This is a genomic window from Bacteroides sp. 11BF (assembly GCF_019633765.1).
GTDB classification, from domain to species: domain Bacteria; phylum Bacteroidota; class Bacteroidia; order Bacteroidales; family Bacteroidaceae; genus Bacteroides; species Bacteroides hominis.
Map to the genome: position 1 here is coordinate 25895 of NZ_JAFKPJ010000017.1, position 13130 is coordinate 39024.

Below are 13130 nucleotides of genomic sequence, written 5' to 3' on the forward strand. Positions count from 1 at the left end.
CATGCACATAGATTTTGCCCCACCATCAGGCGGAACGTACAACAATGCCGGGAGTAGTCGGCAATTGGTTTCGTATTTGGAACATGAAGATTTGGAACGTATGGAGAAAGGAATCTATACCGATGGCTTTTTCACTCTGACGGATGATAATATCTACAAATCAAAGGTTATCAATGACATAGACACTATTATCGGGCAACTGCTAAAAACAGATGCTAAGTTTTTTGCTATTCACGTTAGCCCATCGGAAAGCGAACTACGGGCGATGGGTAATACCGAAAAGGAGAAAGCGGAAGCCATGAAACGGTATATCCGTGAGGTGTTTATCCCCGAATATGCCAAGAACTTCAACAGAGGATTATCCGAAGCGGATATAAAGTTTTACGGTAAAATCCATTTCGACCGCAACCGTTCCGATAACCAACTGAATATGCACTGTCATTTGATTGTCAGCCGTAAAGACCAAACCAACAAAAAGAAGTTATCACCGCTTACCAACCACAAAAATACCAAGAAAGGGACGGTAACAGGCGGTTTTGACCGTGTAAATCTGTTCCAACAGCTAGAACAGGGATTTGATAAGTTGTTCGGCTACAACCGTCAATTATCTGAATCCTTTGAGTATGCCAATACAATGAAGAACGGCTCTATCTCTGAACAACTTGAATTGCAGGAACAAAACTTTACTGGCGAAAATAAAAAAGAAATATACCAATCCAGTGAAAAAGAAAACATGATTTCTTGCAATCTTGATAGCAAACAAGAGACTAAGCACGCTTACAATCAGCTAAATAACGGTAGTAGTAATTCTCTATTATCTATTTTCTCATTGGGTGATGGCAATAATTACGATGCTACACAAGCAGAGGAATTACAGGCACAGAAGCGCAAAAAGAAAAAGAAGAAAGGAATAAGGCGATGATTGAATACGAGGAGTTAAGAGCCGATATAGACCGCTACCTGATGGAGCGTTTCAAATATCGCAAATCACTCGTTAGGCTGACAGTGGATAACATTATTGCCACCCGTAGGAATAGCCGAGTAGATTTGTATTTGCGTATCAGAAAGGTAGAAAGCCGACTTCCACCTGATTGTTTGATTATATTGAGATTGTATTTTTGTAAAAACGGATAGGACACAGCATGCACTTGCTCTAGTTCTTATAGAAGTAATCTCTAAGTATGGTTTAGGTACATCGTTAGCAAACAATATTCTTTCCTATACTCTAATCACATTTTTTTTGCTAATTTTGTAAATAAACAATAGTAATATGAGAAATACAGATTTAGTAATAGCGGATATACAAAAATTGATAAAATCCAAAGGGTATATCTATGCTTTTTGTCTAATACTTTATGAAGATTTTCATGTGGATATTGAAACTCTTCATAAAGTTGACTATAAATCTAAACTTAGTGTAAAAGAAGCAACTTTAATACTTGGTTTTATTATTCAAAAAGAAATAGATTTTTCAATACCAAACTCTCCTGAGTCAGTAATTGAAATGAAAGAGAAAACATATATTTTAATGAGGGAACTGCAATCTTCTTATCTTATTCCTCAAATAGATAAATTCAGTAAGTTAATACAGCATTCTAAAAGTGGCATTAAAATAGAAGATACCTTTGAAGAAAAATTTGATTTTTTTGTTGGCAATGGAAGTATGGTAGAACCTATGTTCTATGCAGGTGATGGAGTCTATGATTTTCAATATCTGGAGTATTTAGAGTCTAAATATAAGTATGACAGAGACTGGCTAATGGATAAAAAGCAATTCGACACTCTGCATGCTATACAAATTACAAATAGCATAAAAGAAATATTACATGAGAAATCAAAGAAAGTAAACTTAGTTGGACTTCGAGAAGTTGCTCTTGAAATAAAAAAAGAAGCTAAAAAGAAATTAAAGAAAAAATACAAAGAAGAAGATTTTAATAAATTCTTAATAAGTGCTGAATTTTATCAATATGTGAACTTATTTCCATTCCCTCCAATTGACAAGAACATTGATGATGCAAATGTTCGATCTGAAAATTGGATTTGTTTTTATCAAAATTTACTTGATTTATTTATTGTAAGACGATCTCAGTTGCCAAAGTCTGCTCAAGTACATGCGTTTATTGACAATTTTTCTTTTAACCTAAATCATGATACAAATAAAGACTTCAAAGGATTTGGCTATTTTAATATTATTAACTCAAAACCGATTATTAGAATTGATGAAGATAGGCTTTTTATTCCTCTAAATTATTTAATTGCGGAAGCTGTTTATGAAAGTCCTTTTTACTGGATGTGTGAAGACAAAGATTACTCAGATTCTCTAGCAAAACATAGAGGAGATGTTGGTGAAGAAATGGCATATCAACTTCTTTCTAAAGTTTTCGGAAAAAGAAACACATTTAAATCTGTAATAATTACTACAAAGAAAGGATATAGAGATACAGATATTGATATTTTATGTGTATTAGGAAGTAAAGCATTATGCGTTCAAGTAAAGTCTAAAAAACTAACATTGCTAGCAAAAAGAGGAGATGCAAATCAACTTATAAAAGATTTCAAAGGATCGGTTCAAGATGCGTATAATCAGGGAATTATTTCTCGCAATAAGATATTGAAAAAAGATGCTAAATTCTTTGATGAAAGGGGAAATGAAATTATCCTTTCAGAAGATATTACAGAGGTCTATATTATGGGAATTACAACAGAGAATTATCCAGCTCTTACACATCAATCTTATGTTATGTTAAAAAAAGAAGAAGAGGAGCCATTTCCTATTTTTCTATCAATATTTGATTTGGAATTATTAGCTTATTATTTAAATGATCCTTATGATTTTCTCTATTATGTAAGACAGCGTGTGTCTTTAATGGACTATTTCCGTGCCGATGAAGAAATTGTTTACCTTGGATACCATCTCATGCATAAGTTGTGGCGCGTTGAAGATGCTGATTTTGTTAGTCTTGAAACAGACTTTGGAAGTATTGTAGATAGAAACTATTATCCTTTTAAAGCTGGATATAGTGAGATGGTTACTGATTCAAATGATCCAATAAAAAAAGCATGGAAAGATGAGAATTTTGATAAACTGTGTTTCGAAATAAAACGTCATAAGGCTTCTCAAGTAACTGATATTATTTTTCATTTATTAGATTGGTCAGCAGAAGGAAGAAATAATGTAGTCTCATGCATAACTAAAACTAAACAACAAACAGTTTCAGATGGAGAAATACATACTTTTTCCACTTCCTCTGCTCCTCATTTTGGGATTTGCTATATTTCACTTAATACAAATGAAAGAAATGAACTAACTAATAAACTATTGCAGTATTCTATGGCAAGAAAATACAAAAGCAAATGTAATGCTTGGCTAGGTATTGGCTCTCTTATAGATAGTCCTCACATGATTGATTGCTTAGTATATAATGATGAATTATGGGAATATAATACAGATTTAGAAGCCTTAGCAAATCAATTATTAGATCATAATAAAAACCGAAAGATTATTTCGTTTAGCAATAAAAAAAAGATTGGGAGAAATGATCCATGTCCTTGCAATAGTGGATTAAAATTCAAAAAATGCTGTGGAAAAGCCGTCAAATGAAATGTTTTACTTTTTTATTTAGCGAATTTGATATTCTTTTTTGTGGCGTATGACAAAAATCATTATCTTTGCCTACAGTATTCTCCATGAGTAAACTACCGCAAAAGCACGTAGCAAATTAGTGGGATAATTCATGGGATATGCTTGAAGCTAAAAATATAAAGTTCTAAATATCAGCGTGGTAACTCTGCAAGGAGAATCCCAGGCGGATCACTGAAATAACCTCAGAATCAATTCTGAGGTTATTTTATTAATACCCCTCTCCCAGTTATCAACAAGTTCCTTCTTCACACCTGTTCATAAAATCTGCTTACTACAAAACAAGCCACAGATAACCAGAGAATTATCTTGTTAATAACTTTGTTCAAAAGCTGTTGAATAAGAAAGATAAAAGGGATTCTCCCTGTATACTCTGCAGTGAAAAGGAAGCTAAGAAACAAGTTCTTAAATAAAATACTACCTGTTCCAAAGTGCTAAAGCATTAAATGAAAAAACAGAGAAAGAAAGTAACTTAAAGTCAGGTGAAGAAAGCTACTTTCCAAAGGGATGAAAAGAACTTTAGTCAAAGTGCTTCTGGATTTAGTATCTAATTTCGCTATGAGTGTATTTAAAGCCATAGACAAGTTTCCACCAACAACGAATCCAAAAAGATGTCTCAAAGCAGGCAACGACTCTCTATGAAGTTGTTCACAAAGCCTATTTAAAAAGAGATTACCACCTATATATCAACAATTTATCCTGTTAATAACTTTATAGAAAATTCCCAGGATCAAAGAAAAGCAAAGTGGATATCGGCACAAAAATACGATCTATTCCGATAATCAACAGATTATCTTTCGTACTTTTGCCCCTTCAGCGGTTAATACATAGGTGAAATGCAGGGCAAGATGTATAAACAGAAACGATTAATAATTTATGAAGGAGAATGTTTACGATAAAGAATCCTTCTTTGAGAAATATGGCGAGATGCTACGCTCAAAAGAAGGGTTGAAAGGTGCGGGAGAATGGCCGACACTGGAAAAGATATTACCTGATTTTGAAGGGAAACGGACACTTGATTTGGGATGTGGCTATGGATGGCACTGCATGTATGCAGTTTCTAAAGGAGCAAGCCATGTGGTTGGTATCGATTTGTCTGAGAAAATGCTACAAGAGGCTGAAAAAAAGAAGGAGTCCGACAAAATAGAATATCACCGGATAGGGATAGAAGACTATGATTACCCGTCGAATAGCTTTGATGTAGTTGTCAGTTCACTGGCTTTACACTACATTGAAAATTTAGAAGAGATATTCCGAAAGGTGTACCGTACATTAGCCCAAGGAGGAACATTCGTGTTTACAATGGAACATCCGATATTTACGGCACACGGAAACGAAGATTGGTTTTACAACACAGCAGGAACCGCACAGCACTGGCCGGTAGATCATTATTTCACTGAAGGATACCGGGAGACTTCTTTCCTGGGAGAAACGGTAGTGAAATTCCATCATACTTTAACTTCCATATTGCAGGGACTATTGCAGGCCGGATTTACCATAACCAATGTGATAGAGCCTCAACCTACTAAAGAGATGCTGCAAAAGATCAAGGATATGGAAGAGGAATTGAGACGGCCTATGATGCTGGCTGTTTCTGCCGTCAAAGTCTGAACAAGCAAAGGGAGCAAAACCTGCGCAAACTTTCATAGACCAGACTTCATATACGGATTTATCCCAATGATATTATCGTGTAAATCTGCTGATAAAGGAAGTTTTTCTCAAACGCTTTTACCATTTATTCCGTCGGACGACAATCCCGTCGTTACCTCAGGAGGCGCCCAAACGGCTGCACCTGTATTCCAGAGGGGTCAGTCCGAACTTCCGTTTGAAGGCCGTAGAGAAATGGGCATGATATTCATAACCGACACATGCCCCGATCTCTTGTATCGTCTTACTGCTATCCAGCAGATAACGACAGGCTATCTCCATACGATAATCAAAAATATGGCCGAACACGGTGGTACCAAATACCGTTTTGAAACCTCGTTTTAAGGTACATTCGTTGGTACCTACCCGCAATGCCAACTGATGAAGCGAAGGGGGATTGAGATACTCCTGCTCAATAATGGCCTTGGCATGATGGATCTTATCACACTCTATCCCGACAGAACACGAACAATGAAGACACTCCTCTCCTCCCCGCCGTGCGAGAAAAAGCGAAAGAATTTCCCTAATCTTGGCATCCACATACATAAGTGCCATATTCCCATTCAGCTGTGAAAGCTTAATATCACTCAACGCTTTATAAATACCAGTACAAAAAGGGCGATTTGTCCGATATGCCCTGTAGAGTCTATCACAAAAAATGGTTTCGATATCTTCATTACCAAACAGGTCGGGATATTGTCCGGCAAGTTCACGGATATAATCGTTGGAAAGCATAATCTCCATCATGTGAAACGGCGTATGCTTAGGGAAACAGGCGCATGAGTCTATCCCGTCACATTGCAGGAGATTGGCATCTCCTTTGTTCCACTCCTCACTCCGGGTAATAGGGTCATAAAAGCAAGTGACGTGTCCGGCTAAGGCGGCACAAAACCAAACAGCATGATATTCATCGGCCTGTGCATACATCTCAATGGACTCCTCACATGATATATGATGTTCCATAATCGAAAAAAACGGAGTACATATTTCTTCGAATGTCGCTTTCAGATACCCATTGTCAATCCGATAACTATTTCTTTCTGTCCGGCTCTCTCCCGCCAGATTCTGTACGGGCCATTCCAGCATCATTTCATGCAAATCATGTTTCATTAACCGCGTTGCCATCATTATTCCTTTAAGTTAAAGTCAGGTTCCTTTTCGCGTAAGCAGTAAAAGCCGGTAAGGCTCTACTTTTGTCTCCAATTGGAGAGTAGATACAAAATTACAATAAGCCACCTATCGGCACAATCCCCATTAATAGGTAATTCTCCACGAATAATAAACAACAACCGGAAATATAAAAGCAGAAACTAAACATGAAAGTAAATTTATCAGGAGTTCCCGAAACTCTGTTTATAACCTTGCGAATAAGGGCTATAGAAACAGTAAAACCCAACGGCGCTATCAAAGACCCTTATGCCATAGATATACTCCACCGAATCGAACTGGCAAGTTCTTCGAAAGACAAAGTTTCGGAAGGTTCGCAGGTGGGCACAATTGCCCGTACCCTCGTATTGGACGAAATCATCCTCGACTTCCTGTCGAAACACCCTAAGGAAGCTACCGTCGTAAATCTGGGATGCGGACTGGATGCACGCTGCAAAAGACTTCCATTGCACAATTGCCTTTGGTTAGACATCGACGTAGAAGAATCCATCGGGTTACGAAAACTTTTCTTCAAGGAAACGGATAATTATAAAATGATCGCACGGTCGATGTTCGATGATTCATGGATGAACTCTGTTCCCAGAGGTCTTCCTCTGCTGATCATATCGGAAGGAGTGATGATGTACTTCAAAGAAGAAGATATCAGAGAGTTAATTTACCGGATCGGACAACGCTTCCACCATGCGGAAATGGCATTCGACGTAATTAATGCATGGACAGCCCGTAACTACAAATGGCATCCGGACGTAAAGAAGTATAACGCACCATTCCGATGGGGAACAGACAACGTATATGAGATGGAAGACTGGTATCCGGGACTACACGTGATTAAGGAATACCTGTATATGGACCGCTTAAAAAAACGATGGCCTCTGTTCTTCAAAGTGATGCTCCCACTATTCCCATCTTTACGGAAATCGTCCCGGATAGTACATATGAAGTTCCAACAACAATCATCTAAATAAGGAGAACAGGATATGAGAAATAAAATCTGTGTTTTCATCATCACTCTGCTCTCACTGTGCAGCGGCCTCCCGGCCCAAACACAACCGGGCAAACTAAGCGGAGTCATCATCGACACCAATGACGAGGAAATACTCCCGGGTGCCAACATATATATAGAAGCACTGAAGAGAGGCGTCTCGGCGGATAAAAACGGGGAGTTCCTCATCGAAGCTCCTGCGGGACGTTATTCGGTCACTTTTTCGTTTATGGGATATCACACCCGGAAAGAGGAAATAACGATTCCGAATACCAAAGGTAAAAAGCTGGTTATCCGCCTGGAACCGGAAGCTCAGTCACTGGGTGAAGTTGTCATCACAGCCAAAAGTGAAGCCCGCCAACTGCGCGAGCAGGCCATGCCTATGTCGGTAATCAGCATGCAACAACTACAGGGGACGGTCAGTAATGTGCAAGATGTCCTGTCGAAAACCGTAGGTGTAACCATCCGTAACACAGGAGGTGTAGGCAGTGCGTCCCGGGTATCGGTACGCGGTCTGGAGGGGAAACGAATCGGTTTCTTCATTGACGGAAGCCCGATGAATGATAATTCGGACTTCATCGACATTAATGACATACCCGTGGAGATGATCGACCGAATTGAAATCTACAAAGGAGTGGTACCCGCAAGGTTTGGCGGATCGTCCGTAGGCGGAGCTGTAAACATTGTCATCAGGGAGTATCCGCCCAAGTACCTTGATGCCAGCTACAGCATCGAAAGTTTCAATACCCACAAGCTTTCACTGGTAACCAAACGGAATATTGCTTCTAAAGGACTGGAATTCGGAGGCGGGGGATTCTATACCTATTCTGACAACAACTATAAGATGGAATCTCCCTTCGAAGAGGGGCTTGTCATTAAACGTAACCACGATAAATTTAAAAAGTTAGCTGTTGCAGGTAGTCTGAAAGCACGTAAATGGTGGTTCGACCTGATTGAGTTTGAACCTGTCTTTATGCACACTTTCAAAGAAATCCAAGGAATCGAATATAATATTGAAAAAGCCCACACTTACTCTGACGCTTTCCTCTTTGCCAACAAGTTGGAGAAAGAAAATTTTCTTGTCGAAGGGCTCGATATGGAATCGAATCTGGCCTATGCTTATACGGTATTTCATATGGTGGATACCGCCGCATATCGGTACAATTGGGACGGTACCACTTACCCCGCCGTATCCGAATATGGAGGGGAAATAGGCAAATGGGCTTCAAACGCCAGAAACGAGAAACATACAATCACCCACAAGTTACACCTGAACTACGTTATCAACAACAACCATTCTGTTAACTTCAACTCACTGTTCAGTTATGCCTCCGGACATCCTAAGGATGACCTGAAGGACAAAGTTGTCGGTTATAAAACCAACTTCAAAAGTACGATGATGAGTTGGATTGCCGGAATAGGATACGACTTCCGCACGAACAATGATATTTTCCTGAATTCACTTAACGTGAAGTATTATACATACGGCATGAATACTCACATGAGCAGTATTATGTCATCGGAAGCAGAAAAAGTAGACATGCTGAAACGAGATTTCGGTATCAGCAATGCCCTCCGTTACAGATTCACTCCGGACTTCATGGGTAAGTTTTCGGTTGGATATGACGTACGCCTGCCTGCCGAAAGTGAACTTTTGGGCGATGGATATGCAGTCGCTCCTTCCGGAAATCTGCTCCCGGAACGGAACACAAGCATCAATCTGGGGTTCCTGTTCGACCGTACCGGAAAGTCTGCCAGTAATCTTCAACTGGAATTGAACACTTTTTATGGGTATCTCGAGAATATGATACGGTTTACCGGAGGTTATCTGCAATCGCAATACCAGAATTTCGGAAAAATGCGCACTTTGGGAGCAGAAGTAGAGGTGAAAGCGGACCTTACCCACTGGCTTTACGGCTACTGCAACATGACCTATCAGGATTTGCGGGATGTACGAAAGTTCGAACCGAACACTCATGTCCCCAACCCGACCAAAGGTAGCCGGATGCCTAACATCCCCTATCTTCTGGCAAACGCCGGACTGGAATTTCATAAAGAAAATCTATTCGGAGGCAAAATGCAGAATACCCGCATCTTTACGGACGGTTCTTTCGTTGAAGAGTATTTCTACGACTTTGAACAAAGCCGGTTCCAAGAGCGAAGAATACCACGCACCTTCTCTGCCAACGTCGGAATAGAGCATAGCTTCATGAACGGACGGTTCATCATCACAGCACGGATAAACAATCTGACTAATGCCCGGATGATGTCCGAATTCAACCGTCCTCTACCCGGACGCAATTGGGGAGTAAGGCTGAGATATGTATTGAAATGAAACAAGATTATTTATTTAAAAACCAAGAGAACTATGAAGATTAGAAATCTGACACTGGCACTTGCCGGTGCTGCACTTGTATTTTCGGCATGCGAAAAGGATCCTGACCCTAAAGTCCCGGCCGACAATGCTAACATCGCCCTGGCAACTATTCTGCCCAACCCCGATGGTATGACGGGAGCCGCTTACCTGCAGCTGATCCGTGATGAATTTCCGCAGAACACCAACAATAACAACGGAATTCCCATTCCCTACGGAGGAGCATATCCGGTTATTGAAGGAAACGACATCTTTGTATTCCCGGGATACATGGGTGACAGTAAAAACGAACTGGTGAAATACACAAGAGTCAACGGCCGGTTATCAAAGACAGGAACAATGAAATTGCCTCCCAACTCTTCGGCCACCAATATTGTTTTCGCTTCTGCTGAAAAAGCCTACCTATCTATGGCGGGACTGGGCAGGATCGCTATTTTCAACCCTATCACCATGGTCCAGAAGGGAGAGATCGATCTGTCTTCTCTCGGAGTGTCCGACAATAATCCGGACCCCTCTGCCATGTTGTTGCGCGACGGACTTTTATACGTAGGCCTCAGCCAGATGGTGGGCGGATGGGTTCCTCCACAGGACCGTCCATACAGCGACATTGCCATTATAGACACTCAAACGGATAAACTACTGAAAATGATTACAGACAAAACCAGTGGTATCTCCATGCCTACCCGTCCGATTGACCGCTATTCAATCTTCATGGATGAAAAAAAGGATATCTATATTTCGTGTGTCGGTGCCTTTGGCATGGTCAAAGGTCATAATGCCGGCATATTGCGTATCAAGGCAGGAGAGACTGAGTTCGACCCAACGTATCGCTGGACCATTACGGGAGCTGACATCAGCGGAGAAGAAAAAACTGCGGGATTTATCTCTGCCATCCGGTATGTAAACAATGGAAAAGCATATGCTTATATCAATATGCCCGGTTACTACAAGCCTGGAGAACAAGGACATACCGCCATCGCCGATCTCGCTGTAGAAATAAACCTATACAACCGGTCCATGAAAAAGATCAAGGGACTCGACCTTTCCAATGGTTTCGGAGTCATGCTTGCCCTCTACAAAGGAACTGTGCTGATAGGTAACTCTTCGACTAAAGCGAAAGGTATCTACTCTCTGGACATACAGACAGGTGAGGTGTCTAAAGAACCCATATTGACTACAGTAGGTAATCCGATATTATGCCACTATTTTGATAAATAAAGACCGATGCCTTTCATGGTTCTAATAAACAAGGGCTCTTCTTGCAGAATAAACAGAGTTACCGTATCTTTGCAGCCGTTTAAAAAAGAATGATTATGGAACTTCCAGAAGATCCGATGATGTTGTTCAGCGTCATCAACATGAAACTCCGCGATTGTTACAAATCGCTCGATGAACTATGTGACGATATGAATGTCAATAAAGAAACACTGATTGGCAAACTGGAATCGGCCGGATTTGAATACAATGCCGAACAGAATAAATTTTGGTAAAACAGGCATCCCCCTGCTTTAATTCCCGTAACCTTGTAATTCTTATATCCGGTGGATAATAAATGCTTCGGATAGTAGATCGGAATACAAGACGGAGAAAGCATAATTCACCACAGAGTTCCACAGAACGAGCTTAATCTATCGATAGCTAATGATATTTATTTGTGTAAATCCTGTGTAACCTGTGGTGAATACGAGTTTCGATACACCTCCTTTTATATCTCTATTCTCAACCCAATAATTGATTCTTATTTATTGGTAAAACGGAACCAGTTAAAGTCGGCATATCCGTCTTCACCGGCTTTATCTCTGGTAAAATTAAATAAAGCAAAGCGATTGGCTGTCCAGACCAGCCCAAGCCCCATATTAAGATCATTACCTATCGGAATGAATGTTTTCCCATCAAGGCTATAATAGAAAGTAGCACGGAAGTTCACATCCATCACACGGGCACGTACCCACAATTTATTTCCCGTAAAGTTGTCGATGATCTCAATATTCTTACCGTCATTACACATCACGATTCTTTTCATACCCTCCGACTGTTCCACACCGACATAGGCATAAGGAAACTCGAAAATTCCAAATCCTGCCACATTTCCATCCTTTAGTCCGGACACGTCGATTTCGACCGTTGCCTCGGACGAAGGCCCCTGCACACGCTGTGTCAATGTATTACGAGCTGTTTTCAATGAGTCGGCATATGAAGCTTTCAGCCTCATGTAGCCTTTCCGTTCCTTCAAGGACCATCGGGTATTGTCCGGATTATGATTCCACTGCCATTGCAGCCCGAGTACGGGAGTATTAAATTCGTCCGTTGTAGCAGGAGAAGCAAACGGATATGCTTTACCTACTTCCGGTTTCGGATACGTAATGACATCTTTACCATTTCGCCCCAACATGGGCCATCCGTCTACCCACTCTACAGGAACCAGATGGGGAACACGTCCGATGGGCCCCCTGTCCTGCATAATGATAAACCACCAATCACCATTCTTAAGCTGTACCATCCCTCCCTGATGCAAACCGTTGGGAGGATAAGAGCTACAATCATTCATAATTAATTTATGTTCGTAAGGACCATAGATATTGTCGGAACGCAAACAAATCTGCCAGCCTTCGGTTCCGCCTGCCGGGCAAGTGATATAATACTTCCCGTTTATCTTATAGACGTGTGCACCTTCCATACCATATCCTCCTCCAAACTCGTGAGCGTTCTTGAACCTCTTTTCCCAGATTTTCACTTTTTCTCCTTTCACAGATTTGGCATCCGCATTCAGCTCCGTGACATAAAGCGTACCTTGTCCGTGGACGACATAAACTTTTCCGTCATCATCAAACAGTAATCCGGGATCGTACAGATATTCAGGAAAGATTGTACGCTCCCAAGGACCTTTCACATCATCGGCAATACAGATTGAGAAGTGTCCGGGACCTTCCCCCTCCCATGAAGGAGTGCAGAAGCCCACATAAAACTTACCATTGTGATGACGAATGGTAGCCGCCCACGATCCCCGAAGATAACGGTCACCCCCTTTTAAATCATAGCAGGGATGCTCATCATAACGCTCTACCGCATATCCGGCCATCTCCCAGTTTACAAGATCCTTTGAGGTAGCAATAGGGCAACCGGGAACATAGTGCATACTGGTAGAAACAAAATAAAAATCATCCCCTACTCGAATGACATCGGGGTCAGGCCAGTCTCCCCACATTATAGGATTTGTAAATGTCCCGTTTCCATTATCCGGGTTCCAGACCGAAGTTTGTGCACCGACACTGCAAAAAGGCAGCACCAATGCGATCATAATATAAAAAACTCTTTTCATC

Annotated in this window: 9 protein-coding genes and 1 pseudogene; 8 read left to right on the forward strand and 2 right to left on the reverse strand. The window is 40.8% G+C overall.

The window, feature by feature from the left end:
* Nucleotide 1: 1 nt before the first annotated feature.
* The 4 genes and pseudogenes from JZY04_RS16630 (at nt 2) to JZY04_RS16640 (ending at nt 5251) form a co-directional block, all read left to right on the forward strand.
* Entirely contained in the window at nt 2-922 is a 921-nt protein-coding gene (locus JZY04_RS16630; RefSeq protein WP_122141514.1) for a DUF5712 family protein, read from the forward strand.
* Nucleotides 919-1154: pseudogene (locus JZY04_RS21550) on the forward strand (GNAT family N-acetyltransferase); the annotation flags it as partial. The gene JZY04_RS16630 and the pseudogene JZY04_RS21550, both read left to right, overlap by 4 nt.
* A 116-nt stretch (nt 1155-1270) precedes the next feature.
* Complete coding sequence (locus JZY04_RS21350) at nt 1271-3601, forward strand: YecA family protein (protein WP_122141512.1); 2331 nt, start codon at nt 1271-1273, stop codon at nt 3599-3601.
* 915 nt (nt 3602-4516) lie between these two features.
* A complete protein-coding gene (locus JZY04_RS16640; RefSeq protein WP_122141511.1) occupies nt 4517-5251 on the forward strand; it encodes a bifunctional 2-polyprenyl-6-hydroxyphenol methylase/3-demethylubiquinol 3-O-methyltransferase UbiG in 735 nt (244 codons plus the stop codon).
* A 156-nt stretch (nt 5252-5407) separates the two neighbouring features.
* On the opposite strand, the gene JZY04_RS16645 is transcribed toward JZY04_RS16640, so the two are convergent.
* On the reverse strand, nt 5408-6415 hold the full coding sequence (locus tag JZY04_RS16645) for a helix-turn-helix transcriptional regulator (protein WP_022011409.1): 1008 nt from the start codon (nt 6413-6415) through the stop codon (nt 5408-5410).
* Between the two features lie 188 nt (nt 6416-6603).
* On the opposite strand from JZY04_RS16645, the gene JZY04_RS16650 reads away from it, so the two are divergent.
* The 4 genes from JZY04_RS16650 (at nt 6604) to JZY04_RS16665 (ending at nt 11300) form a co-directional block, all read left to right on the forward strand.
* Nucleotides 6604-7419: a class I SAM-dependent methyltransferase gene (locus JZY04_RS16650; RefSeq protein ID WP_122141510.1), complete on the forward strand. Its 816-nt coding sequence runs from the start codon at nt 6604-6606 to the stop codon at nt 7417-7419.
* Between the two features lie 12 nt (nt 7420-7431).
* Nucleotides 7432-9771 carry a TonB-dependent receptor gene (locus tag JZY04_RS16655; RefSeq protein ID WP_122141509.1) on the forward strand — a complete coding sequence of 780 codons (2340 nt, stop codon included), beginning with the start codon at nt 7432-7434 and terminating at the stop codon, nt 9769-9771.
* 33 nt (nt 9772-9804) lie between these two features.
* The gene (locus tag JZY04_RS16660; protein ID WP_122141508.1) at nt 9805-11028 is read left to right on the forward strand and encodes a hypothetical protein; all 1224 of its coding nucleotides are present in this window, start codon (nt 9805-9807) and stop codon (nt 11026-11028) included.
* 95 nt (nt 11029-11123) lie between these two features.
* Nucleotides 11124-11300 carry a DUF4250 domain-containing protein gene (locus JZY04_RS16665; protein WP_005810613.1) on the forward strand — a complete coding sequence of 59 codons (177 nt, stop codon included), beginning with the start codon at nt 11124-11126 and terminating at the stop codon, nt 11298-11300.
* Nucleotides 11301-11548: 248 nt separating this feature from the next.
* Here JZY04_RS16665 and JZY04_RS16670 read toward each other — a convergent pair whose 3' ends face one another.
* Nucleotides 11549-13129, reverse strand: coding sequence for a glycoside hydrolase 43 family protein (locus JZY04_RS16670; protein ID WP_122141679.1), 1581 nt, complete (start codon nt 13127-13129; stop codon nt 11549-11551).
* Nucleotide 13130: the final 1 nt, after the last annotated feature.